At 64.2% G+C, this 24400-nt stretch carries 24 protein-coding genes; 16 read left to right on the top strand and 8 right to left on the bottom strand.

Going from position 1 to position 24400, the window contains the following annotated elements; all coding sequences use genetic code 11:
• Window positions 1-132 precede the first annotated feature (132 nt).
• The 3 genes from ACFSQR_RS16315 to ACFSQR_RS16305 all read left to right on the top strand — a co-directional run bounded on the left by ACFSQR_RS16315 (window position 133) and on the right by ACFSQR_RS16305 (window position 3186).
• Window positions 133-1110 carry a hypothetical protein gene (locus ACFSQR_RS16315; RefSeq protein WP_377731040.1) on the top strand — a complete coding sequence of 326 codons (978 nt, stop codon included), beginning with the start codon at window positions 133-135 and terminating at the stop codon, window positions 1108-1110.
• Between the two features lie 120 nt (window positions 1111-1230).
• Window positions 1231-2004: a PEP-CTERM sorting domain-containing protein gene (locus ACFSQR_RS16310; protein WP_377731039.1), complete on the top strand. Its 774-nt coding sequence runs from the start codon at window positions 1231-1233 to the stop codon at window positions 2002-2004.
• 99 nt (window positions 2005-2103) lie between these two features.
• Window positions 2104-3186, top strand: a complete 1083-nt coding sequence (locus tag ACFSQR_RS16305; protein WP_377731038.1) for a DUF3466 family protein — start codon at window positions 2104-2106, stop codon at window positions 3184-3186.
• Between the two features lie 90 nt (window positions 3187-3276).
• Here ACFSQR_RS16305 and hslO read toward each other — a convergent pair whose 3' ends face one another.
• Together hslO and ACFSQR_RS16295 are read right to left on the bottom strand one after the other, a co-directional pair.
• Window positions 3277-4233 carry an Hsp33 family molecular chaperone HslO gene (hslO, locus tag ACFSQR_RS16300; RefSeq protein WP_377731037.1) on the bottom strand — a complete coding sequence of 319 codons (957 nt, stop codon included), beginning with the start codon at window positions 4231-4233 and terminating at the stop codon, window positions 3277-3279.
• Window positions 4234-4237: 4 nt separating this feature from the next.
• On the bottom strand, window positions 4238-4762 hold the full coding sequence (locus tag ACFSQR_RS16295; protein ID WP_377731035.1) for a gamma carbonic anhydrase family protein: 525 nt from the start codon (window positions 4760-4762) through the stop codon (window positions 4238-4240).
• 223 nt (window positions 4763-4985) lie between these two features.
• Here ACFSQR_RS16295 and ACFSQR_RS16290 point away from each other — a divergent pair, with 223 nt between their 5' ends.
• The 9 genes from ACFSQR_RS16290 to bamC all read left to right on the top strand — a co-directional run bounded on the left by ACFSQR_RS16290 (window position 4986) and on the right by bamC (window position 13070).
• Window positions 4986-5864, top strand: a complete 879-nt coding sequence (locus tag ACFSQR_RS16290; protein WP_377731034.1) for an alpha/beta hydrolase — start codon at window positions 4986-4988, stop codon at window positions 5862-5864.
• Between the two features lie 70 nt (window positions 5865-5934).
• Complete coding sequence (locus ACFSQR_RS16285; protein WP_377731033.1) at window positions 5935-6768, top strand: 3',5'-nucleoside bisphosphate phosphatase; 834 nt, start codon at window positions 5935-5937, stop codon at window positions 6766-6768.
• Between the two features lie 108 nt (window positions 6769-6876).
• Window positions 6877-7761, top strand: a complete 885-nt coding sequence (gene htpX / locus ACFSQR_RS16280) for a protease HtpX (RefSeq protein ID WP_377731032.1) — start codon at window positions 6877-6879, stop codon at window positions 7759-7761.
• Window positions 7762-7771: 10 nt separating this feature from the next.
• The gene (locus ACFSQR_RS16275) at window positions 7772-8389 is read left to right on the top strand and encodes an L-threonylcarbamoyladenylate synthase (protein WP_377731031.1); all 618 of its coding nucleotides are present in this window, start codon (window positions 7772-7774) and stop codon (window positions 8387-8389) included.
• 88 nt (window positions 8390-8477) lie between these two features.
• Window positions 8478-9143, top strand: a complete 666-nt coding sequence (locus ACFSQR_RS16270; protein WP_377731029.1) for a site-2 protease family protein — start codon at window positions 8478-8480, stop codon at window positions 9141-9143.
• Window positions 9144-9150: 7 nt separating this feature from the next.
• Window positions 9151-10353, top strand: a complete 1203-nt coding sequence (locus tag ACFSQR_RS16265; protein WP_377731028.1) for a tryptophan--tRNA ligase — start codon at window positions 9151-9153, stop codon at window positions 10351-10353.
• Window positions 10353-10967 (top strand): class I SAM-dependent methyltransferase, encoded by a 615-nt coding sequence (locus ACFSQR_RS16260; protein ID WP_377731027.1) that lies wholly within the window; start codon window positions 10353-10355, stop codon window positions 10965-10967. The genes ACFSQR_RS16265 and ACFSQR_RS16260 overlap by 1 nt, the downstream gene beginning before the upstream one ends.
• A gap of 61 nt (window positions 10968-11028) precedes the next feature.
• On the top strand, window positions 11029-11907 hold the full coding sequence (dapA, locus tag ACFSQR_RS16255) for a 4-hydroxy-tetrahydrodipicolinate synthase (protein ID WP_377731026.1): 879 nt from the start codon (window positions 11029-11031) through the stop codon (window positions 11905-11907).
• A 29-nt stretch (window positions 11908-11936) separates the two neighbouring features.
• On the top strand, window positions 11937-13070 hold the full coding sequence (gene bamC, locus ACFSQR_RS16250) for an outer membrane protein assembly factor BamC (protein ID WP_377731024.1): 1134 nt from the start codon (window positions 11937-11939) through the stop codon (window positions 13068-13070).
• Window positions 13071-13217: 147 nt separating this feature from the next.
• Here the strand turns inward: bamC and ACFSQR_RS16245 are convergent, their stop codons facing one another.
• The 3 genes from ACFSQR_RS16245 to ACFSQR_RS16235 all read right to left on the bottom strand — a co-directional run bounded on the left by ACFSQR_RS16245 (window position 13218) and on the right by ACFSQR_RS16235 (window position 15437).
• Window positions 13218-13502 (bottom strand): hypothetical protein, encoded by a 285-nt coding sequence (locus tag ACFSQR_RS16245; RefSeq protein ID WP_377731022.1) that lies wholly within the window; start codon window positions 13500-13502, stop codon window positions 13218-13220.
• A 274-nt stretch (window positions 13503-13776) separates the two neighbouring features.
• Window positions 13777-14259 (bottom strand): hypothetical protein, encoded by a 483-nt coding sequence (locus tag ACFSQR_RS16240; protein WP_377731020.1) that lies wholly within the window; start codon window positions 14257-14259, stop codon window positions 13777-13779.
• A gap of 56 nt (window positions 14260-14315) precedes the next feature.
• Window positions 14316-15437: a JmjC domain-containing protein gene (locus ACFSQR_RS16235; RefSeq protein ID WP_377731019.1), complete on the bottom strand. Its 1122-nt coding sequence runs from the start codon at window positions 15435-15437 to the stop codon at window positions 14316-14318.
• Between the two features lie 104 nt (window positions 15438-15541).
• Between ACFSQR_RS16235 and ACFSQR_RS16230 the strand changes: the two genes are divergently transcribed.
• On the top strand, window positions 15542-16084 hold the full coding sequence (locus ACFSQR_RS16230; protein WP_377731018.1) for a peptidylprolyl isomerase: 543 nt from the start codon (window positions 15542-15544) through the stop codon (window positions 16082-16084).
• A 170-nt stretch (window positions 16085-16254) separates the two neighbouring features.
• Here ACFSQR_RS16230 and ACFSQR_RS16225 read toward each other — a convergent pair whose 3' ends face one another.
• The 3 genes from ACFSQR_RS16225 to ACFSQR_RS16215 form a co-directional block, all read right to left on the bottom strand.
• Window positions 16255-17205 (bottom strand): hypothetical protein, encoded by a 951-nt coding sequence (locus ACFSQR_RS16225; RefSeq protein ID WP_377731060.1) that lies wholly within the window; start codon window positions 17203-17205, stop codon window positions 16255-16257.
• Window positions 17205-19871, bottom strand: a complete 2667-nt coding sequence (gene mutS / locus ACFSQR_RS16220) for a DNA mismatch repair protein MutS (protein ID WP_377731017.1) — start codon at window positions 19869-19871, stop codon at window positions 17205-17207. The genes ACFSQR_RS16225 and mutS overlap by 1 nt, the downstream gene beginning before the upstream one ends.
• Before the next feature lie 230 nt (window positions 19872-20101).
• On the bottom strand, window positions 20102-20707 hold the full coding sequence (locus ACFSQR_RS16215; RefSeq protein WP_377731016.1) for a hypothetical protein: 606 nt from the start codon (window positions 20705-20707) through the stop codon (window positions 20102-20104).
• Between the two features lie 560 nt (window positions 20708-21267).
• On the opposite strand from ACFSQR_RS16215, the gene ACFSQR_RS16210 reads away from it, so the two are divergent.
• The 3 genes from ACFSQR_RS16210 (at window position 21268) to ACFSQR_RS16200 (ending at window position 24388) form a co-directional block, all read left to right on the top strand.
• Window positions 21268-21816, top strand: a complete 549-nt coding sequence (locus ACFSQR_RS16210) for a peroxiredoxin (protein WP_377731015.1) — start codon at window positions 21268-21270, stop codon at window positions 21814-21816.
• Window positions 21817-21870: 54 nt separating this feature from the next.
• Complete coding sequence (locus ACFSQR_RS16205; protein WP_377731014.1) at window positions 21871-22392, top strand: carboxymuconolactone decarboxylase family protein; 522 nt, start codon at window positions 21871-21873, stop codon at window positions 22390-22392.
• 298 nt (window positions 22393-22690) lie between these two features.
• Window positions 22691-24388: a RecQ family ATP-dependent DNA helicase gene (locus ACFSQR_RS16200; protein ID WP_377731013.1), complete on the top strand. Its 1698-nt coding sequence runs from the start codon at window positions 22691-22693 to the stop codon at window positions 24386-24388.
• Window positions 24389-24400: the final 12 nt, after the last annotated feature.

Raw genomic sequence — 24400 nt, 5'->3', positions numbered from 1 at the left:
AGAGGGCAAGCGGGCGCTGCTGCTGACCATCCCGGCATAGACTCGTCCCATCACCGGGCGCGACATGACACGCTGCCGCAGCGCACGCGCGCCACCTTCCGACTCAACTTCGACACGACAGGAGCTACCCTCATGGCACATACGCTAGCTGCAGTATTCGACGATCGCAAGGATGCCGAAGGCGCCCGCGACCAGCTTATCAATGCAGGCTTCGACCGTTCCTGCATCCGACTGAACGATACGAACTCGCGCTACGCCGACGCGAGCGACATGGGCAACGCCGATTCTTCGCTCGACACCAGCGCGACCAGCGCCACCACGACCACCACCCGCTCGCCTGACGAGGACCGCAGCTTCATGGACAGCGTGCGCGACTTCTTCAGCGGCCTGTTTGGCGAGGAGGACGACCGCCATGTCTACGCCGAAGCCGTCAGCCGCGGCCATGTCGTGCTGACCGTGCAATCCAATACCCAGGAAGAGATCGAACGCGCAGCCGACCTGGTCGAAGCATGCGGTCCGATCGATATCGACGAGCGCCAGGGCCAGTGGACCACTGGCGGCTGGACCGGCGCCGCTGCCGCGAGCACCGCGATGTCGCGGCAGGCCAGCGCGTCGATGCAGTCGGGGTCGGGCAGCCTGCAGGGATCGCCGGGCGGCGCCTCGCAGCAGCGCATGCAAAGCGCAGGTTCGGTACAGGGTTCGGCCGCGGATGCCGCACGCGCATTCACCGAGGTGGACGAGGACCAGGGCCTGGGCATGCGCTCGCTCGACCGCGGCGGTGTGCGCCTGTTCCAGCGTGGGGACACCCGGCTCGGGGACGACCTGCCGAGCCGCGCGCAGGTGGGAAGCCAGACCTACAGCGAACCTGACGATGAGCAATTCCGTTCGCACTGGCAATCGAACTACGCGAGTTCCGGCCGCTCGTACGACGAATACGCGCCCGCCTATCAATATGGCTACACCATGGCCGGCAACAATACCTATCGCGGCCGCCAGTGGGACGATGCCGAGACTAGCCTGCGCAGCGACTGGGAACGCCAGCATCCGGGCTCGGCGTGGGAAAACTTCAAGGCCGCCGTGCGCCATGGCTGGGAGCGCATGACTTCCTGATTGCGTTTCGCGCGGTTCGCCGGGTCGGCGCTGCAGACGGGCCGTCCCGGTCCCTGTGTTTCCCGAGGAAATTTGTACCAACGCGTCTGCCACGTCTCAATCCAATTTTTGGAGGTGATCATGCGAATCCTGAACGCCCTGGTCGTGTCATGGGGACTTTTCCTCGCAGTTCCGGCAGCATCTGCGCAAACGGTGACGCCGCCGGCCGATTTCCAGGCGTTCAGCGTCACCGACATGTTTGAGGACTCCGAACCCCAGTCAATTCCGCTGGTGCTGGTGTCCGATGCTGCCGGCGCCACGGTATTTTCCGTGACCGGACTTTCCCTGCTCGATGCTGTCTCGGGTGGGAGCTTCGGCGTCAGTGAGGACTATTCGCTTACGCTCTGGATAGCTCCGCGGCCTGGCTACGCAATCACCCGATACGAACTCAGCGGCACATTGACTGCGCAAATGCAGCCGGGAATACCGGGGCCGGGTGCATTCAATATCCGGGACGGATTCGCCTCGAATAACTCTGAATTCGGGATCTACGGCCCAGCTACGGGGAACGTGCAGATCAACAACGTGAACGGCATACAGACCTTCGACGTCACGGTGCCCGGGGGCGGTGATGTGGCACCGCGGTTCGCTATTGACATGTGGGGGATGGTGCACGCCAACGGCGCGTATACCCGTTACAACTACTACGATGAAAGCGGCAACCTCCAGGAGCACAAGGTCCCGCCTTTGTCGAACGTGGCGGCCTCGGACGTTCGCTTCACCGTCTACTGGGAAGTCGTGCCTGTGCCGGAGCCGGCAACCTGGGCCTTGCTGCTCGGCGGGCTGTTGCCCCTGGCCGCAGCAGGCTGGTCCTCGCGCCGGGCGCGGCCGGTACGATCCAATGCCAGGTTGTAACTGCTGGTCAACTCATGTACCCTGAGTCTCAGCAATAGATTTTCCCATCGCTGTGCCCCCTGAAAGGAGCCGCCTGTGCGAGCTGCGTTGTCTTGTTGCGTGTCCATCCTGTTCATCGCACTGGGCGGCAACGCCTCCGGTGCAGCCCATTCCCTCGGCATCGTTCCCCCGGCGGGCGAACAGACCGTCGCCTTCGATGTCAACGCCGCCGGCCAGGTCGCCGCGGTACTCGAGGACGAGGATGGCAACCAGCGCGGCGTCCTGTACGACAAGGGCAAGCTGATCGAACTCGGTTCGCTTGGCGGCAAGTTCAGCGACGCCAAGGCCATCAACGACCACGGCCTCATCGTCGGCTCGGCGCGCAAGGAGGACAGCACCTGGCGCGCCTTCCTGTTCGACCGCAGCGGCGGCATGAAGGTGCTCGATACGCTGGGCGGCCCAAGCAGTTACGGCATGGCGCTGAACCAGCATGGCGATGCCGTCGGTTTTGCGGACACCGCCAATGGCGAATGGCACGCGTTCGTGCAGCGCGTGGGCGGCGCCATGACCGACCTGGGCACCTTCGGCGGCAAGGTGAGCTACGCGAGCGACATCAACAACCTGGGGCAGGTGGTGGGCACCGCCGCGCTGCAGGACGGCTACCGCCGCGCCTTCTATTACGATCAGAAACGCGGCATGGTGGAGCTGGGCACGCTGGGTGGCCGCTCCAGTGCAGCCACTGCGATCAACGACCATGGAGTGATCGTCGGCGCATCCGAGACCAGGGAGCGCCGCTGGCACGCATTCGTCCACGATGGCAAGCGCATGGTGGACCTGGGTGCGGTGATCGGGTTCGGCAACAGCTTCGCCACCGGGATCAACAACCAGGGGCATGTGGTCGGCACGGTGATCGTGGGCGATGAGCGCATGTCCTTCGTCTGGCGCGACAACAAGATGGCCGTGCACCGAGGCGGCAAGGGGTTGAACCTCACCAATGCGATCAACGAGAAGGGGCTGGTGATCGGCGCCACGTTCGACCGGCGCTACGATGCGGCGGTGATGCGTTCGAGCGCGCTGCCGGTGGTCACCAAGGGCAGCTCGGAGTTCATCTTCGTGATCGGGCTGGTGCTGATGCTGGCCGCAGCTGCGGTCGTGTATCGGAAGCGCTATCGCGGGATTCTGCTAGGCCATTTCGGGCACTGATCCATCATCCCGGCGAATGCTGGGATCGATGCTGAGTATCCGAGGCGCAGGCCGCGGCCGCGTGGGCCCGGCCTGCGCCGCAGCGGCGGGTCAGTGCTTGACGTTTGAGCTGGTGTGGAGCTGCGCCTGCACCGGCTCGGGCGCCGCGAACAGCTGCGCGCAGTCGACCTTGTCGAACTCGTAGTGCTTGCCGCAGAAGTCGCAGTTGATCGCCAGCTTGCCCAGGTCGGACAGCGCTGCTTCGACTTCGTCCTGGCCCAGCATCTTGAGCATGTTGCCGACCTTGTCGCGGTTGCAGCTGCAGTTAAAGCGCGGCTGCAGCGGATCGAACACGCGCAGCGTCTCTTCCCAGAACAGGCGCTTCATCAGCGTGTCGATGTCGGTGTCGAGCAGCTCTTCCTGCTTCAGCGTATTGCCCAGCATGACGGCGCGGTTCCACGTCTCCAGGTCTTCCGCTTCGGTCGCCTGCTTCGGCCCGGCGCCGCTGCCGCTATGGCGCGGGAGCTTCTGCAGCAGCAGGCCGCGCGCGACACTGTCGTTCGCCGCCAGCCACAGGTGCGTCTCCATCTGTTCCGAGCGCAGCATGTAGTTCTCGATCACGGTGGCGATGTCGCCGCCGTCGAGCGGGACGATGCCCTGGTACGGCTGCTGGCCCGGCATCTTCTCGTGCGGATCGAGCGTGATCACGAAACGGCCCTTGCCATGCTGGTTGACCAGCGAGGCGAGGCTGGCGTCGTCCGCGATATCGGCGTCCGGCGCCAGCTTGGCGGTGGCGCGCACGCGCAGCTCGGAGTCGCATTCGACCACCAGCAGGCGCACCGGCCCGTCGCCGTGCAGCTGCATGACCAGCGAACCGTTGAACTTGAGGTTGGCCGAGAGCAGGGCGCTGGCTGCCACCAGTTCGCCCAGCAGGCGGCGCACGGCATGCGGATAGGCCGAGTGGTGTCCCTGGATCTCGCGCCAGGTGTTGGAAATGTCTACCAGCTCGCCGCGCACGGCGGCGTTCTCGAAGATGAACTTCTTCAGGGTGTCTTGGGTCTGGGTCATTGTGTTATCCGATGCGTGTGAGTTCCGCCTTGTACTGCTGGCCGCGCAACGCGTAGCTCTGGGCAGAAAGTTTCAGGCGCTGTGATTCTTCTTCCGTCAGCGTGCGCACGACTTTGGCGGGCGCGCCGATAATCAGCGAGTTGTCCGGGAATTCCTTGCCTTCCGTGACGAGCGCGCCGGCGCCGACCAGGCAGCCCTTGCCGATGCGGGCGCCATTGAGCACGATGGCCTGGATCCCGATCAGCGAGCCGTCGCCGACGGTGCAGCCGTGCAGCATGGCCTGGTGCCCGACGGTGACTTCCTTGCCCAGCGTGAGCGGGAAGCCCATGTCGGTGTGCATCACGCAGGACTCCTGCACATTGCTGTTCTCGCCAATCGTGATGCGCTCGTTGTCGCCGCGGATCGTCACATTCGACCAGACCGACGCGTTGGCCTCGAGCGTCACTTTGCCGATCAGCGTGGCCGAATCGGCCACATAGGCGGAAGGATCGATCTCGGGCGCGTGCTCGCCCAGCTGGTAAATGGCCATGGCAGGAAGAATAAGGTTGGAAAGACGCTATTTTACGCTGCCTGCCGGGGCGCCGTTCGCGGCAGCCCTCTATATAGGGGCGTGCGTGGATATCTCAAGGGGAGGGTGCCGTGATACCGGAAAAGTATCACAGGAACTCCTGTGATACTCCCGCTGTATCACAGACGCATTGCGCGCACTGCGCTATAATCGAACGGTCGTACTTTTCCAATTGCAGAGAGCCATGAAACCATCCCGTTCCGAATTCCTCAACGTGCGCGGCCTGCGCTACCACGTGCGCCACTGGGGCGACGAAGGCGCGCCCAAGCTGTTCATGGTGCACGGCTGGATGGACGTCTCGGCCTCGTTCCAGTTCGTGGTGGATAGCCTCAGGCAGGACTGGCACGTGATCGCCCCCGACTGGCGCGGCTTCGGTCTCTCCGAAAACACGCATTCGGATACCTACTGGTTCCCCGACTATATGGCCGACCTGGACGTGCTGCTCGACCATTACTCGCCCAGCGAGCCGGTCAACCTGCTCGGCCACAGCATGGGCGGCAACGTCGTCTCGTCGTACGCCGGCGTCCGTCCGCACCGGGTCAGGAAACTGATCAACCTGGAAGGCTTCGGCCTGAAGTCAGCGGTGCCGGAAGACGCGCCCGGACGGCTCGCGGGCTGGCTGGACGACCTGCGCACGCCGCCGACGCTGCGCACCTACCCGGACGCGCAGGCCGTGGCCGCGCGCCTGCAAAAGACCAATCCGCGCCTGTCCGACGAGCGCGCCGCCTTCCTGTCCCAGCACTGGGCTGCTCCGAACGAGGCGGGCGAGTGGATCATCTTGGGCGACCCCAACCACAAGAAGCACAGCCCGCTGCTGTACCACGCCGACGAGGTGATGGCATGCTGGAGCAAGATCACCGCGCCCGTGCTGTGGGTGGAGGCGGAGGACACCAATATGTGGCTGTGGATGGGGCCGAAGGACCAGGCGCGCGTGGAGATCGACCGCCGGCTCGGACACCTGGCGCGCGTCACCCCGAAGATGATGCCGGACGCGGGGCACATGCTGCACCACGACCAGCCGGACCTGCTGGCGCAGATGCTCGAAGACTTCCTCGCCGAGTAGCAGGTCCCTGCGGGGACAGTCCCCGACCCCGCGGCGTACAATAGCGGTTCATGAACCGAATTGTGCCGATATGTTGAAAGCGGACCTGCATTGCCATTCCACCGTCTCCGACGGGGCGCTTGCGCCCGCCGTGGTGGCGGAACACGCCCACCGTGGCGGCGTGGAACTGTGGGCGCTGACGGACCACGACGAGGTCGGCGGCATCCCTGCCGCCCGCGAGGCGGCGAAGGCGCTCGGCATGCGCTTCGTGGCCGGCGTCGAAATCTCCGTCACCTACGCCAACGAGACGGTGCACATCGTCGGCCTCGATATCGACGAGACCAACGAACAGCTGGTGGCCGGCCTGGCCTCCACCCGCACCGGGCGCGATGCGCGGGGCCGCGAGATCGGCGCCCAGCTGGCTGCCGCCGGCATTCCGGGCGCCTACGAGGGCGCGCTCGACTACGTCGGCAATCCCGACCTGATGTCGCGCACCCACTTCGCGCGCTTCCTGGTCGCACGGGGCATCTGCAACAACATCAACGAAGTCTTCAAGAACTATCTGTCCGAAGGCAAGCCCGGCTACGTGCCGCACCGCTGGGCCACGCTGGAGCAGGCGGTCGGCTGGATCAAAGGGGCGGGCGGCGTCGCCGTGATCGCGCATCCTGGCCGCTACAAGTTCGGGCCGATGGTGGAGGGCGCGCTGTTCGACCGCTTCAAGGAGCTGGGCGGCGTGGCGATCGAGGTGGTCACGGGCAGCCATACGACCGATCAGTACGGTAAGTACGCGCTGCTGGCGAAGCAGTATGGATTCCTGGCCTCGCGCGGCACCGACTTCCACGGTCCGGGCGAGACGCGCGTCGACTTCGCGCACCTGCCGCCGCTGCCCGCGGGCGTGACGCCGATTTGGCACGACTGGGTCTGATCCGCCGCCGGCGCGCGGTCGCCAAGCTCAGCAATCGCCCTTGAATTTTCCGGGGGGCACCCTTATCTTAGCAGCCTGTCACTCACTACCGGCCGGAGGCCACCTGAAATGAAACGCATCATTCTGTTTATCGCAACCAACCTTGCAGTCATGCTGGTGTTGTCGATCGTCCTTAGCGTATTGGGCGTGGGCCGCGTGGTAGGACCGGCGGGCCTGAACATGAGCGCGCTGATGGTGTTCTCGCTGGTGGTCGGCTTTACCGGCGCCATCATTTCTCTGCTGCTGAGCAAGCCGATGGCCAAGTGGTCGACCGGCGCGCGTGTGATCGAATCGCCGTCCAACTCGACCGAACTGTGGCTCGTCAATACGGTGCGCCAGCTGGCCGAGCGCGCCAACATCGGCATGCCGGAAGTGGCGGTCTATGACGGCGAGCCGAACGCCTTCGCCACCGGCGCGTTCAAGAACTCCTCGCTGGTCGCCGTGTCGACCGGCCTGCTGCAGAGCATGGAGCGCGACGAGGTGGAAGCGGTGCTGGCCCACGAAGTGGCGCACATCGCCAACGGCGACATGGTCACGCTGACCCTGATCCAGGGCGTGGTGAACACCTTCGTGGTGTTCCTGGCGCGCGTGGTCGGCTACTTCATCGACCAGATGATCTTCAAGAAGAACTCGGACGACACCTCGCCGGGCATCGGCTACATGATCACCGTGTTCATCTGCGAGATCCTGTTCGGCCTGCTCGCATCGATCATCGTGGCCTGGTTCTCGCGCAAGCGCGAATTCCGTGCCGACTCGGGTGCGGCGGGCCTGATGGGCAGCGCCTACCCGATGCAGAAGGCGCTGGCCCGCCTCGGCGGCCTGCAGCCTGGCGCGCTGCCGTCTTCGATGGCGGCTTCGGGCATCTCGGGCAGCGGCGGCGGTTTCGGCGCGCTGTTCTCGACCCACCCGCCGATCCAGGAACGCATCGCCGCGCTGCAGTCGCTGCGCGCGTAAGCGGCAAGCCATGGCCCAGGTCTTCCAGGTACATCCGGACAATCCCCAGGGCCGCCTGATCAAGCAGGCGGCCCAGGTGCTGCACGGCGGCGGCGTGATCGCGCTGCCGACCGACTCCTGCTATGCGCTGGTCTGCCACCTGGACGATAAGGCTGCTGCCGACAAGCTGCGCCGCATCCGCGGCATCGACGAAAAGCACCATCTCACCTTGCTGTGCCGCGACCTGTCCGAGATCGGCGAGTACGCGCGCGTGGACAACCGCCAGTTCCGCATGCTCAAGGCGGTCACGCCGGGTCCGTACACGGTGATCCTGGAAGCCACCCGCGTGGTGCCGCGCCGCCTCTCGCATCCGTCCCGCAAGACCATCGGCCTGCGCGTGCCCGAGAATCCGATCGCACACGCGCTGCTGGGCGAACTGGGACAGCCCCTGCTGGGCGCCACCCTGATCATCGACGGCGAGTTGCTGAACAATGCCGACGACATCGCCGACCGGCTCTCGAAGCTGGTCGACCTGATCATCGACGGCGGCTCGTGCAGCATGGAGCCGACCACCGTGGTCGACCTGACCGGTGCGGAACCGGTGCTGGTGCGCGAAGGGCGGGGCGATCCCGCCGCGTTCGGCCTCTGAATCCGCCCTCCATACTTTGTCCATTCCCCGCAAATATCCCTGCCGCTGCAGGGACGACGGACGGTAGCGCTCTGTTAGAATCGACCGAATGAACTACAACGAAATCATCCAGGCCGTCGCCGTCTATGCACTGCCTGTTATCTTTGCGATCACCCTCCACGAAGCCGCCCACGCCTACGCCGCCAAGTATTTCGGCGACCTGACCGCGTACGCGCAGGGGCGCATGAGCCTCAACCCGATCAAGCACATCGATCCGCTCGGCACGATCGTGATCCCGCTGGTCGTGCTCGCGATGTCGCAGGGGCAGTTCTTCTTTGGTTACGCCAAGCCGGTGCCGGTCAATTACAGTGCGCTGCGCAATCCGCGCAAGCAGATGGCGTACGTGGCGCTGGCCGGCCCCGCGTCGAATTTCGCGATGGCGTTCGGCTGGATGGTCCTGGGCCTGCTGATGATCGGCGCCGGCGTCAGCGAGCCGTTCCCGCTCAAGGTCGCCCAGGCCGGTATCAACGCCAACCTGCTGTTCTTCGCCCTGAACATGCTGCCGATTCCGCCGCTCGATGGCGGCCGCATCATGACCAGCATCCTGCCGCCGCGCTATGGGAACAAGTTTGCGATGATCGAACCGTACGGGTTCGTCATCCTGATCGCGCTGATGCTGACCCACTCGCTGGGCTACCTCATTGCGCCATTCCACATCGCCGCCGGCTTCGCGCTGGACATGCTGGCCACGCCGATCACGATCTTCCTCAACTGAGTTTGCCATGTACCCTGAACGCGTCGTTTCCGGCATGCGCCCCACGGGCACCATGCACCTCGGCCACTACCACGGTGCGCTGAAAAACTGGATCAGGATGCAGTCCGAGCAGCAGTGCCTGTTCTTTGTCGCCGACTGGCACGCCCTGACCACGCACTACGACGATCCCGCGATCATCGAAAAGAGCACCTGGGACATGGTGATCGACTGGCTCGCGGCCGGCATCGACCCGTCGCAGGCGACCATCTTCATCCAGTCGCGCGTGCCCGAGCACGCCGAACTGCACCTGCTGCTGTCGATGGCCACGCCGCTCGGCTGGCTGGAGCGGGTGCCGACCTACAAGGACCAGATCGAGAACCTGGCGAGCAAGGACCTGGCCACCTACGGCTTCCTCGGCTATCCGCTGCTGCAGGCGGCGGACGTGCTGATCTATCGCGCCAGCCAAGTGCCGGTGGGTGAGGACCAGGTACCGCACATCGAGATGACGCGCGAAATCGCGCGCCGCTTCAACCACCTGTACGGCAAGGAGCCCGGCTTCGAGCAGAAGGCGGCGGAAGCGGTCAAGAAGCTGGGCAGCAAGCGCGCCCGCCTGTACATGGAACTGCGCACCGCCTACCAGCAGGAAGGCGACGAGGACGCGCTGGAGCAGGCGCGCGCCATGCTGGACGATGCGGGCAGCCTGTCGATGATCGACCGCGAGCGGCTGTTCGGCTACCTCGAAGGCAGCCGCAAGCTGATCCTCGTCGAGCCGCAGGCGCGCCTGACCGAGGCATCGCGCCTGCCGGGCCTCGACGGCCGCAAGATGTCCAAGAGCTACGGCAACGCGATCTCGCTGCGCGAGGAGCGCGACTCGGTGACCAGGAAGATCCGCACCATGCCGACCGATCCGGCGCGCGTGCGCCGCACCGACCCGGGCGAGCCGACCCGCTGCCCGGTGTTCCAGCTGCACCAGGTGTATTCGGACGAGCCGACCAGGGAATGGGTGCTCAAGGGCTGCCGCTCGGCGGGCATCGGCTGCATCGAATGCAAGCAGCCGGTCATCGACGCCGTGCTGGAAGAGCAGGAGCCGATGCGCGAACGCGCGCAGCAGTACCTCGACGACCCGTCGCTGGTGCGCGCCATCGTGGCCGACGGCTGCGAGACCGCGCGCCGGCTCGCGCACGACACCATGCGCGACGTGCGCGAGGCCATGGGCTTGGCGTACACCTGATGGACGCGCACGCGCAGCTGCCGGCGTCGCCCTGGGTGGCGCGCTTCGCGCCGCTGGTCCCGTCCGGCGAAGTCCTGGACCTGGCCTGCGGCAGCGGCCGCCACGCCCACCTGTTCGCCCGGCTTGGCCATCCCGTGCTGGCGCTGGACCGCGACCCCGAAGCGCTCGCGCGCCTGGCCGCCGAAAATGGGGTCTGTCCCCATTTCGAAAATGGGGACAGACCCCATTTCGGGGCGCTGCGGACGATGTGCTTCGACCTGGAGCGCAGTACGGATGCGGCGGACTGGCCGTTCGAGCCGGGCCGCTTTGCCGGGATCGTCGTCACCAATTACCTGCACCGGCCGCTGCTGCCGAAGATCGTGCAGGCGCTGCGCCCGGACGGGATCCTGATCTATGAGACCTTCGCGGCCGGGAACGAGCGCTTCGGCAAGCCGTCCAATCCCGCCTTCCTGCTGGAGGAGGGCGAGCTGCTGCGCCTGCCGCTGCGCGTGATCGCCTACGAGAGCGGCCAGTCGCCCCTGCCGAAACCGGCGATGGTCCAGCGCCTGTGCGCGAGCGGCCCGGCGTTTGGGCGGGAAAAGGCGATTTTGGCGGCAGAATGGTGTCAGGAATGAACCATTCGCACAGGCCATCGGCTACAATCAGGCTTTTATTCACCCGCCGGACACTGGAAACATGATTAAGGGCAGCATAGTAGCGATCGTCACCCCGATGCAGGCAGACGGGCAGCTGGACATTCCAGCCCTGCGCAAGCTGATCGACTGGCATATCGCCGAGGGCACCGATGGCATCGTGATCGTCGGTACCACCGGGGAGTCGGCTACCGTCAGCTTTGAAGAGCACTTCGAACTGATCCGCGTCGCGGTCGAGCATGCGGCCAAGCGCGTGCCGATCATCGCCGGCACCGGCGGCAATTCGACCACCGAAGCGATCGAGCTGACCCGCTACGCCAAGCAGGCGGGCGCGGATGCGGCGCTGGTCGTGGTCCCGTACTACAACCGCCCGACCCAGGAAGGCATGTACCTGCACTTCAAGGCGATCGCCGAAGCGGTGGACATCCCGATCATCCTCTACAACGTGCCCGGCCGCACGGTAGCCGACATGTCGAACGAGACGGTCGCGCGCCTGGCCGGCATCCCGAACATCATCGGCATCAAGGATGCCACCGGCAACATCGGCCGCGGCATCGAGCTGCTGCGCATGGTGCCGAAGAGCTTTGCCGTGTACTCGGGCGACGATCCCACCGCGATGGCGCTGATGTTCTGCGGCGCCGCCGGCAATATTTCGGTCACCGCCAACGTCGCCCCGCGCGCCATGCACGAGATGTGCAAGGCGGCGATGAGCGGCGACATCGCGCGCGCCATCGAGATCAACAACAAGGTCTTCCCCCTGCACGTCAAACTGTTCGTCGAACCGAATCCTGTGCCCGTGAAGTGGGCGCTGGCCGAAATGGGCATGATCCCGCCCGGCCTGCGCCTTCCGCTCGCGCCGCTCTCGGCCAGCGCACACGACACCGTCCGCGGCGCCCTGCGCGAAGCGGGCGTCCTTCAATAAGCCGCATCCCAAGTCCAAAGCATCCGAACATGACCAACCGTATCACTCAAGCACCGGTCCGCACCCTCGCCCTGACCGCACTGATGGCCAGCCTGGCAGGCTGCGGCATGCTCAACTCCGTCATCAATGCCGACCGCGTCGACTACAAGTCGGCCCAGAAGGCGCGCCCGCTGGAAGTGCCTCCCGACCTGACCCAGCTCGAACGCGACAACCGCTACGCGGTTCCTGATCCGCGCGGCGTGGCCACCGCATCCGGCCTGCAGCAGGGCCAGGCGGCGCAGCCCGGCGTCGCAGTCGCCACCGGCAGCGTCGGCCCGGTCAGCACCGAGGACCTGAAAGTGGAACGCGCAGGCGACCAGCGCTGGCTGGTGGTGCGCCAGGCGCCGGAAGCGGTGTGGCCGCAGGTGAAGCAGTTCTGGGAAGAGAACGGCTTCCCGCTGGTGAGCGAATCGCAGGCGACCGGCGTGATGGAGACCGAGTGGGTCGAGAACCGCTCCAAGATTCCTGAAGACGTCCTGCGCCGCACGATCGGCAAGGTCGCCGACCGCCTGTATTCGACCGGCGAGCGTGACAAGTACCGCACCCGCCTCGAGCGCGGCGCGGACGGCACCACCGAAGTCTATATCTCGCACCGCGGCGCGGAAGAAGTCCTGACCGGCTCCTCGAAAGAGATCCCGACCTGGCAGGTGCGCGCCAACGACCCGGGCCTGGAAGCGCAATACATCGCCAAGCTGATGGCGCACCTGACCAAGAAGGACGAGACGCAGGTGGCCGCTGTCGTCGCCGCCGCGCCTGAGCAGCCGCAGCACGCCAAGCTGGTGGGCGACACGGTGGAACTGAACGAAGGCTACGACCGCGCATGGCGCCGCGTGGGCCTGGCGCTGGACCGCGTGGGCTTTACCGTGGAAGACCGCGACCGCGTGCAGGGCATCTACTTTGTGCGCTTCGTCGACGAAGAGAGCGGCAAGAAGCGCGGCTTCTTCAGCCGCCTGTTCAACCTGAACTCGGAAGAAGACAAGGAAGCGCAGCGCTACCGCGTCGTGGTCAAGGGCCAGCAGGGCGGCGCAAGCAGCCAGGTCGTGGTCCAGGACAAGGACGGCAAGCCGGAGACGTCGGCCACGCGCGACAAGATCCTCAAGCTGCTGGCGGACGAGCTCAAGTAAGCTCCACCGCTGTCACGAAAAACCGGCCTTGCGGCCGGTTTTTTTTTCGCCCTGCGGACTGTCCCCAAGAGCGGGGGAGGCAGTCCCCAAACCTGCAGGCGTAAAAAAACCGGCCCGAAGGCCGGTTTTTCTTCAAACTGGAGCTGATTAGTGCTTAGCAGCGTCAGCAGCAGCGGATGCAGCCGAAGCAGCTTCCGAAGCAGCGGATGCAGCAGCCGAAGCAGCGGTTGCAGCTGCGTCGGTAGCAGCAGCAGCAGCGTCAGCTGGGGTAGCAGCTGCGTCAGCAGCTGGAGCAACGGTTGCGTCAGCTGGAGCTGCGGTGGTGTCAGCAGCTGGAGCTTCTACTGGAGCTGGTGCTGGAGCTTCTTCTTTTTTGGAGCAAGCAGCCAGAGCGACAGCCATCAGGGACACGATCAGCAGAGATTTTTTCATGGGTTTTCCTTAGTTAATTCAACAAGACAACAAAAAAGCTGCGATGAATAATTACCGGTAATTATCGCTCACCTTAGGGGGTTCATTTGGGTCGCACCGGTAAACGGTCTTCACACATCGGAACCATCCTAACCAAATATTATAAGCATTTTTGACATGCCGCAATAGCACTATTTAGTTGTCCGCCAAGTTTTTGCATGTTTACAACGTGGATAGGAAGAAACTAGCCATTCCGACCACTTTTCTCCCCGTTTTTGGTCATTCCAAGACGGGATCAGAGGCCGGTGACGGTCGGGTGCAGCGTGGAGGCCGAGTCCGCCCAGATGCCGTCGAACCTCTCCAGGCTCAGCTCAGCCGCCTCGGGGATGCAGAAGGCCGCCTCGCCGCGCATATGGTCCGAATGGAAGCGCCGGACGATGTGCGCCCGGTCCCCGATGCAGAACGAATCGGTCAGCTGGTGCAGTCCGCGGCTGGTGGCCCGGCATTCGATCCGGTGGCTGTAGTCCTTGAGCAGCCGGATGAAGCGCGGATACTCGCGTTCGATGTGGCCGGGGCGGTGCAGCGCCAGCTGGATCGTGCCGCCGCGGGCCAGGAACCCGCGCAACAGGGCGTCCACGTCGCTTGCGCCAAGCGGGAACACCGAGAAATCCGGATCGAACAGCTGCAGCGTCGCCTGCGAGCGCGCGATGCAGTTGCGCAGGTGTTCCTGGAACTCGGCATGCGAGTTGAATTTGACTGCGGAACCTTGTTCTTCCATCCGTGCTCCCTCCATGGCTCAAGCTCCGTCATCCCGGCGTTCGCCGGATGGCGAAGCTAGCGCAATACGATCCAGCCGTCGGTATACCAGGCGTACAGCGCCTCCAGCACGTCCTCGGACGCGCCGGCTACCGCTTCGCCGTCGAGCGCACGCTCGTCCGCCAGCGCCGCCAGGACAGCCTTGTCGGTGCGGCTGACGGCGAACGACTCGCCGTTGATGAACAGGTTCTTGCCGCGGTAGAGCATCAGCGTCTTGGGCGACAGCGCCACGCCCTTTTTGCCGGCGGCGCTGACAAAGCGTCCCATCGTGAGCGGGTTCTCGGGACCGGTAAAGAACACGTTGTGCTTCGGCTCCGAGAGATACTCGCCCAGGAAGATGGTGATGTCGTCTTCGGTGAAGCGTACCTTGTTCAATTCCTCCGCGATCGTGGACAGCATCTCCCGCGGGATCTCGGCCGGATTCTTCGCCGGGGTCAGGCCCGGATCTGCGTAGCGGCCCGGCAGGTCGATCGAGTCGGCCATGAACTGCAGGAAGTTTTCGCCCAGCTCCTGGAAGGACGGGGAACGGAAGCCAACCGAGTAGGTCATGCATTCGCCTTCTGCCACGCCGTCGTGCGCGTAGTGCGGCGGCAGGTACAGCATGTCGCCCGGCTCCAGCACGAACTCCTCGTCCGGCTCGAAGTTGGCCAGGATCTTGAGCGGCAGGCCTTCCACCAGCGTCAGGTCCTTCTGCGCGCTGATCTTCCAGCGGCGGCGGCCCTGCGCCTGCAGCAGGAACACGTCGTAGGAGTCGAAGTGCGGGCCCACGCCGCCGCCGTCGGTGGCGTAGCTGATCATCAGGTCGTCCAGGCGCGCGTCGGGAATGAAGCGGAACTGGCGCAGCAGCGCCTCGGCCGCCTCGTTGTAGAGGTTCACGCCCTGGACCAGCATGGTCCATTCGCGCTGGTCGTGCGGCGGCAGCGCCTCGATCGGACCGTGCAGCATGTCCCAGCTGCCGTCCGTCTTGACGATCAGGCGCGATTCGACATGGTTCTGCGAGGCGAGCGAAGCGAGGTCGCCAAGCGACAGCAGCGGCTTGAAGCCGGGGATCGCATTACGGATAAGTAATGGTTTCTTATGCCAGTAATCGCGCAGGAACTGGGCTGGCGTGATTCCGCCGAGGAGTTGTAGTTTTTGCATACCACATTATAACCATGCAGAGGACGGTCGCCGAACGGGGACAGTCTCCGTCCTTTTGCAGCGTCAGCGTATAATCGGCGTCGCACACATGAAAGGAAGCAGCTATGAAAATCGCGAAGAACACGGTAGTTACGGTTAACTACAAGCTGTCGGACGCACAGAACAACCTGATCGAAGAAGGTCGCGAGCCGATGGTCTACCTGCACGGCGACTACGAGAACACGCTTCCGAAGATCGAAGAAGAACTCGACGGCAAGGAAGTCGGCTACAAGTCGACCATCCAGATCGAGCCGGAAGACGCATTCGGCGAATACGATCCAGAGCTGGTGAAGATGGAAGAGCGCAGCCGCCTGCCGGAACCGCTCGAAGTCGGCATGCAGTTCGAAGGCATGCCGGAAGGCGGCGAATCGGACGACGCGGTGATCTTCACCGTGACCGAAATCGAAGACAATAAGGTCATCCTGGACGGCAACCATCCGCTGGCCGGCATGGCGCTGCGCTTCGACCTGGAAGTGAAGGACGTCCGCGCGGCGACCGATGAAGAAATCGCGCATGGCCACGTCCATGGCGCGCACGGCCACCACCACGGTGACGACGATGATGAAGGCGATGCGGGCGACGAGTTCCGCACCCACATCGTGCAGTAAAGAAGAACGCGCCTCCCGGCGCGTTTTTTTATTCCTCGGCGTTCGTGGTCATTCGCTGCACGTGGCATCGTCATCCCAGCGCAGGCTGGGATCCATGCTGAGCATCCGAACGAACGCCATCGCTGCGCCGCCCCGGCATGGGTCCCAGCCTGCGCCGGGACGACGGGGAATCAGGGCTTCTTCCTGGCCTTGGGATGAGGTTCCGGCTCGGCGAGCGAGAAGCGCGTGTCGGCGCCGGGGGTGACGCGCAGCAGGGCGCTCGACGCGCCCAGGCTCAGGTGGCCGATATTGCCGCGCCATTCGATCTCCGGGCGCGCATCCTTGTCCAGCGGCGCGCTATCCACCAGCAGCAGCTTGCCCTTATAGCGCTTCGACTGCGCATCGAGCTGCTTGCGCAGTTCGGCAAAGCCGTCGTCGGCTGCAGGCTTCTCGCCCGGCGGCGCCGAAATGTCGGCTTCCGTGAACAGCACCAGCGCATTCAGCTCGCGCTGGCGTGCGAGCGCAAACAGCCGGCGCAGCCAGGAACGGTTGGCCACCAGCCGGTCCTCGTACTCGCTGTTGCGGCCGGCCGCGCGCAGGAAGTGGTTGTTATCGGACGGGACGTTCACGGTTGCATACAGCACCCCGTCGACTTCCCAGTGCGCGTTCTCGGCATAGCTGCGGAACTTCTCGCTGGCGGACAGGCGCTTGAGCTCCAACTTCTTCTTGCCGAGGGAATCGGCATCAAAGAAATACAGCTCGCGCAAGCGGTTCAGCCGTTCGATGGCATTGGTGCGGCCCGCCGAGTTGCGGCAGCCGGTCCAGTCGCTGGCGGCCAGCGAGACGATCACAGGACGCTTCGCATCGTTGAGGAGCTTGCGCCGTTCGGTGTACAACTTGTCGCTGCATGGCTCCTTTTCGGACTTCACTCCGGTGGCCACGATGAATTCGACGCGTGCCTCTTCAGCCTCGCCGATCGCTTCCACCAGTTGCTTGTCGTTGCTGCCGGTGTGGCCGATGGCCGCAAACACGTAGCCCTTGTCCTTCTCCTTGTCCTTCCCTTTGGGCGCCGCATGGGCGCCGGCGGCGGCAAGCGCGAGGGCGGCCGCGACGGCCGCCGCAATGTGCAGCGTCCGCAACATCACGCGGACAGCCGCTTGAGCTGGTACAGGTGCTCCAGCGCCTCGCGGGGACTCAGCATATCGGGGTCGATCGAGGCCATGGCGTCATGCAGGGCGCGTGCGCGCTCCTGTGCGTGGGCCTCGGCTTCGCTTGCCGCTTCCGCCTGGGGATCGGGCGCTGCGAACAGGTCCAGCTGCGCGCCGGCGTCGATCGCCTGGGCTTCCAGCCGCGCCAGGTGCTTGCGTGCCGACTTGATGACCTGCTGCGGTACGCCGGCCAGTTGCGCCACCTGCAGGCCGTAGCTCTGCGAGGCGGGACCGGGCTGCACCGCGTGCAGGAACACGATGCTGTCCTTGTGTTCGACTGCCGACAGGTGCACGTTGGCCGCCGACGGATGCGCGTCGGGCAGCTGCGTCAGCTCGAAATAGTGCGTGGCGAACAGCGTAAAGCTGCGGCTGGTCTCGATCAGGTGGCGTGCAATCGCCCACGCGAGGGCCAGGCCGTCGAAGGTCGACGTGCCGCGGCCCACTTCGTCCATCAGCACCAGCGACTGCTCGGTGGCGCCGTTCAGGATCGCGGCCGACTCCGTCATCTCCACCATGAAGGTCGAGCGGCCGTTGGCCAGGTCGTCGGACGCGCCGATGCGGGTAAAGATGCGGTCGATCGGACCGATCGTGGCGCTGGTGGCCGGCACATAGCTGCCCACGTAGGCGAGCAGCGTGATCAGGGCGACCTGCCGCATGAAGGTCGACTTACCGCCCATGTTGGGGCCGGTGATCAGCAGCAGTCGCTTCTCGTCGCGCAGCTGGCAATCGTTGGCGATGAAGCGCTCGATCTGGTTTTCCACCACCGGATGGCGGCCTTCGCGGATGTCGAGGCAAGGCTCGGACACCAGCTGCGGCGCGCACCAGTTGTGGCGGACGGCGTGGTGGGCGAGGGCGGCCAGCGTGTCCAGCAGGGCCAGGCCCTGCGCGATGGTCTGCAGTACGCCGATGTACTGCGCCAGGTCTGCCAGCAGCTGGTCGTACAGCAGCTTCTCGCGCGACAGGGCGCGGTCCTGTGCGGACAGGGCCTTGTCTTCGAACGCCTTGAGTTCGGGCGTGATGTAGCGCTCGCAGTTCTTCAGCGTCTGGCGGCGGCGGTAATCGTCCGGCACCTTGTCGGCCTGGCCGTTGGTGACTTCGATGTAGAAGCCGTGCACCTTGTTGTACTCGACGCGCAGGTTGGCGATGCCGGTGCGCGCACGCTCGCGCGTTTCGAGGTCCACCAGGAACTGGCCTGCGTTCTCGGACAGGCCGCGCAGCTCGTCCAGCTCCGCGTCGAAGCCGCGCGCGAACACGCCGCCGTCGCGCACCATCGTCGAGGGTTCTTCCGCGATCGCGCGGCGCAGCAGGTCCAGGCACTCGTGCGGAGTCGCCAACATGCCGGCGATGTCGGCCAGCAGCCCGGGCGCGTCGGCACGCAGCGACAGCTCGACGCCGTGGCGCAGGGCCGGCAGCTGGCCGAGGCCGTCGCGCAGGCTGGCCAGGTCGCGCGGGCGTGCCGACAGCAGTGCAATGCGCGTGGTGATGCGTTCGATATCCGGCACTTGCGCCAGCGTGGCTGCGAGCGTGCCGAACGCGTCGCTGGATGCCAGCGCATCGATGGCGGCATGGCGCGCCCGCGCCACCGACTGATCGCGGCGCGGATGGTGCAGCCAGTGGCGCAGCAGGCGCGAGCCCATCGCCGTGCGGCAGTGGTCCAGCAGCGAGAACAGGGTAGGGGACTCCTGGCCGCGAATCGTCTCGGTCAGCTCCAGGTTGCGGCGGGTGGCGGCATCCAGGCCGATGAACTCGGTTTCGGTTTCAGCAGTCAGCGAGCGCACGTGCTGCAGGCCGCGGCCCTGGGTCGATTGCGCGTAGCGCAGCAGCGCGCCGGCGGCGCCAAATGCCGGGCCAAAGCCGTCCGCGCCAAACGCGGACAGGGTGGCGACGCCCAACTGGTCCAGCAGGGCCTTGTGGCCGTGGACCACGTCGAAATGCCATTCCGGCACACGCGTCGCGTGGCCGATGCCGCCTTCGTCCTCGAACAGCTCGGCGCCATCGGCGCGCAGCACTTCGGCCGGCGAAATGCGTTCCAGCTCGTGGCGCAGGCGCGCCTGCGCGGTGGCCGGGGTGCCGTGGAATTCCGTCATGCGCAGGGCGCCGCTTGCCAGCGAAAGCCATGCGAGGCCGGTCGTGATGCCTTTGCGCTGGCTCATCGTGCACACGGCCAGTAGCGGCCGGTCCGATTTCTCGGGCAGCAGGTCCGAATCGGTCAGCGTGCCAGGGGTCACGACGCGCACCACCTTGCGTTCGACCGGACCCTTGCTGGTGGCCGGGTCGCCGATCTGCTCGCAGATCGCGCACGACTCGCCCAGCTTGACCAACTTGGCGAGGTAGCCGTCCAGCGAGTGGAACGGCACGCCCGCCATCTTGATCGGATTGCCCCCGGAAGCGCCGCGCTGGGTCAGCGTGATGCCGAGGATGCGTGCCGCTTTTTCCGCGTCTTCGTGGAACAGTTCGTAGAAATCGCCCATGCGGTAGAACACCAGCATGGTCGGGTACTCGCCCTTGATGCGCAGGTACTGCTGCATCATGGGTGTGTGCTTTTCCGCGGCGACGCCTTTGATGGCTGCCGGATTGATTTCGGACGGGATCGTTGTCATTGTGTGTGCTGCGTGAATGCAGCCCACATTTTAACCTGAGCAGCGCGTCGTCGGACCAGGTGGCCCGCACGTCATTGTGAACTTGTCTTCACTGGCACAAACGGGGCAGGCTTTCACAGTGTTCAGCTCAGGGTGGGCCTTCTTCGCTAGCGAAATATCCCGGTCATCGGTATCCGGGATTCAAGTGCACGATCCCTGGGCGTACAACGCAAGCGTGGCTCACCGTTTGTCTAGGCGCGCTGAGCGCTGAAGCAGTCAGCGATCACGTAGGAATTGCCGATTTCGAGAACTTGGAGATTCCCATATGGAACGTGCTCCGTTCCGTTCCAACGGGTCGCGAGGTGGCCCGGCAAGCCGATCACCTGGATGGGCTTGTCCTGTAAAGCTTCAAGAATTCGGGTGCCAAGCGACGCAGGGAAACGGCCGAGCAGCCCATAGGCCGAGCTGCAAATTCCTTCACTCGTCGCTATGCCGTTGATGAACCTGGGGATACTTTCCGGCTTTCCGGTAACTTCGATACAACACGAACAAACGATCCCGAACAAGGTTTCCGGCGCCAAGGCGTTATGGGAGAACATGATTGGCATGTCTGGCTCAATAAAAGGATGCAACAGGGGAGAATCTGCCGAGATCACCAGCGTGTCGCAACTCGCGGAGCTAAGGGATTCTTCCACCACACCTGAACAGGAGACCTCCCACAATTCCCATCGGTCGTCATGAAATCTGATCGACAGTTCCAAGCGAAGGTCATCCGCAAACCAGTCGGCTGTCGCCACGTGGATGGAGCCTTCTGCGTCATCAAAATTTTGTGCAAGCGATTCCAGCAGATCTTTCATGAGCCTCCAGGCATCTAATTTTTTATTTGAGTGACGCTGCCCGAGCAGTTTATTCAACCACAGTACTGTCGAGATGACATTCGCCGGTTGGGAAGTGTACTCTTCGCCTTCCTCGGCAGTGGAAGGCGGTAGCACAACCCGTTTGTTTTGCGAACCATTTCAATCGCTTCTCTCCGATCGTCGCCTTGGGTGATCGCTTCGGGAATATCCCTTAACGTGACCGACGAAACCGCCCTTGCCCGCGGTTTCCAGATGTGCTGGAAATTGCATACTGTTCCTCATGCCTTGCGCTGAACGGTTAGTACGAATCTAAACAGAATCGTATAGGGGCGCAAGCGGTTCGCCGGACGTCCGTTTGGTGTCTAGGGGAGTTCCAAGACTTGCGCACGATTGACGACAGCCGGGCACGCTCCGCGCTACACTTGCTGGCTCTTGCGGGCGGGCGAAATGAGCCAGCTTAACAATAATCTATCGACCCTTTAGGCAAATACTATTTCTAATCGAAGTTCGATAGCGTTATACTTTGTCCGTTGGTTCAACAACTATTAAGGAAAACGTCAATGAAAACCGTAGGCGAAAAACTCGACAGCTTCAGCGTCCAGGCTGCTAAACCAGGCTTCAACAACCACGAAGAAAACGGCGTATCGGCGTTCGAGACCATCACCGAAGCATCGTTCCCGGGCAAGTGGAAGATCATCTACTTCTACCCGAAGGACTTCACGTTCGTGTGCCCGACCGAGATCGTCGAATTCGGCAAGCTGGCCAAGCAGTTCGAAGAGCGCGACGCTGTCCTGATGGGCGGTTCCAGCGACAACGAGTTCTGCAAACTGGCATGGCGCCGTGAGCACAAGGACCTGGACAAGCTGAACCACTACGCATTCGGCGATTCGACCGGTTCCCTGATCGACATGCTCGGCGTGCGCGACAAGTCGGCTGGCGTGGCGCTGCGTGCCACCTTCATCGTCGACCCGGACAATACCATCCAGCACGTGTCGGTCAACAACCTGAACGTGGGCCGCAACCCGGAAGAAATCCTGCGCATTCTGGACGGTCTGCAGACCGACGAGCTGTGCCCTTGCAACCGCGCGGTTGGCGGCAGCACGCTGTAATACACTCAACCCGCTTCGGCGGGTTTTTAAACCTCTTCACAATAGGATTTGACTATGGACTTTCTGAATTCGATCAAGGAAATGATCCCGGACTATGCGAAGGATATCCGCCTGAACCTCGACGGCACCATCGCGCGCTCCACCCTGGAAGGCAACGACGCGCTTGGCGTGGCGCTCTCGGCAGCGTTTGCGGCCAAGAACCGCAAGTTCGTCGATGCGATCAAGGAAAGCGGCCTGCTGTCACCGGAAGAGGTCAACGGGGCGCTGACGGCGTCGGCCCTGATGGGCATGAATAACGTGTGGTATCCGTTCGTGGAGATGGCGAATGACGCGGACCTGAAGACGATGCCCGCGCAGCTGCGGATGAATGCTTACGCGTCGCACGGCGGCGTGGACAAGCGCCGCTTCGAGATGTACGCGCTGGCTGCCTCGATCGTGGGCAAGTGCCACTTTTGCGTGCAGTCGCACTCCGAGCTGCTGAAGAAGGAAGGCATGAGCGTGCAGCAGTTGCGCGACATCGGCCGGATCGCCGCCGTAGTCAATGCAGCAACGCTGTGCATGGTGGCTTCTTCCTGATCAGTGGATGAAGAAGAGCGGGGCGCTGTCGAGCAGGTCCGATGCGACGACCAGCCAGGTGGCGGCGCTCACAACGCCGACGTGAATGGCACTCCAGATGAGCGGGGTAATGCGGAACATGATGGTTTCTCCTTTGCGAATGGTTCCATCTTAGTTGTTCGATAAAGCCAGAACCATCGGCTAACAATCCGCCGATCTGTAGGATAATTTCCCATGCTGCCGCTGAGAGGGGCGCTCCTACGATTGTTGTAGGTGGCGTCCTATGGCGGGCAAATTGCGCCCGCCCTACAGTGGGGCCATGACCCGACACGACCCCAAACTCCTGCACAAGGGCGCCCGCGCAGCGCGCCGCAACCTGATCGCGCGCCTGCTGCGTGACGTTTTCGGCATCGAGCGCCTGCGCGATGGCCAGCAGCGCGTCATCGACAGTATCCTGGACGGCCACGATACGCTGGCCATCATGCCCACCGGTAGCGGCAAGTCGCTGTGCTACCAGATCGCCGCTACCATCATTCCCGGCGCCACCGTGGTGGTTTCGCCGCTGATCTCGCTGATGAAGGACCAGCTCGAAAAGCTGGAGGAACTCGGCATCAGCGCGGTGCAGGTCAACAGTACGCTGACGCGCGAGGAAGAGGAAACGGCGCTCGACGGCATCCGGCACGGCCGGCACGAGATCATCTTCTGCACGCCCGAACGCCTGGCCATGCCCGACTTTATCGAGGTGCTCAAGCAGTCCGATATCTCGCTGGTGGTGGTGGACGAGGCCCACTGCATTTCGCAATGGGGCCACGACTTCCGCCCGGCCTACATCGAAATGGCGTCTTCGATCCGCGCCCTCGGCCATCCGCTGATGCTGGCGCTGACCGCCACTGCGACCGACGACGTGATCGACGACATCGGCCGCCAGTTGGGACGCAAGCTTGCGGTCATCAACACCGGCATCTACCGTCCCAACCTGCACTACAGCGTGCTGCAGGTGACCAACCACGACGAAAAGAACCAGCAGGCGCTGCGCCTGGTGCACGAGACCGAAGGCGTGGGCATCGTGTATGCCGCCACCGTGAAGGCCGCAGAAGAGCTGTATGCGCTGCTAGAGGAAGCAGGCGAAAGCGTCGCGCTCTACCACGGCAAGTTGCCGGCCGCAGAACGCCAGCAGAACCAGGATATGTTCATGTCCGGGGAACGGCGCGTGATGGTTGCCACCAACGCGTTCGGCATGGGTATCGACAAGCCCGATACGCGCTTCGTGATCCATCTGCAGGTGCCGGCCAACCTGGAGTCGTACTACCAGGAGTCCGGTCGCGCCGGCCGCGACGGCGGCAGCGCCGAATGCGTGCTGCTCTACCTGCAGGACGACAAGCGCGTGCAGCAGTTCTTCCTCGTGAAGCACTATCCGACCGCCGCCGAGCTGCGCGACGCGTATGAGCAGGTGGCGGCCAGCGAGACCCCGATGGCGGTCGCCGACTTCAAGGGCGAGGTGCACCCCAACCAGCTGCGCATCGGCCTCAAGCTGCTCAAGGACGCGGGCCTGCTGCGCCAGAGCCGCAAGCTCGAATACAGCGTGACCCGCGCGGTTCCCAAGGCGGCCGATTTCGACGAGCTGGCGCACACCTATGTCGAGAAGCAGGAGCGCGACCGCGAGGCGCTGGAGGCGATGGTATCGTATGCAGTCAGCGGCTTTTGCCGCTGGAAGGTGCTGCTCGACTACTTCGGCGACGAGGCGCAGGATTTCGACAGCTGCGGCATGTGCGACAACTGCCGCAATCCGCCGCAGATCCAGGTCGACCTGTCCGACTTCATCCCCGTCCAGGCGCCGCCGCATGCCGAGCCGGCCGCACCCGCGTTCGAAGTCGGCGCGCGCGTCAAGGTTCCTAAGTATGACGAAGGCATCGTGGTTGCCGTGGCCGGCGACCAGGTCACGATCGCCTTCGAAGCGGACGGCGAGAAAACCTTCCTGGCCGACTTCGTGACACCGGCAGCCGCGGCTCCCGGATAGCGGCTTGAAAAG

Origin of the sequence: Pseudoduganella sp. GCM10020061, from assembly GCF_042683405.1 — a bacterium.
Lineage (GTDB): Bacteria > Pseudomonadota > Gammaproteobacteria > Burkholderiales > Burkholderiaceae_D > Telluria.
This window is presented reverse-complemented; position numbering and strand designations above follow the sequence as displayed.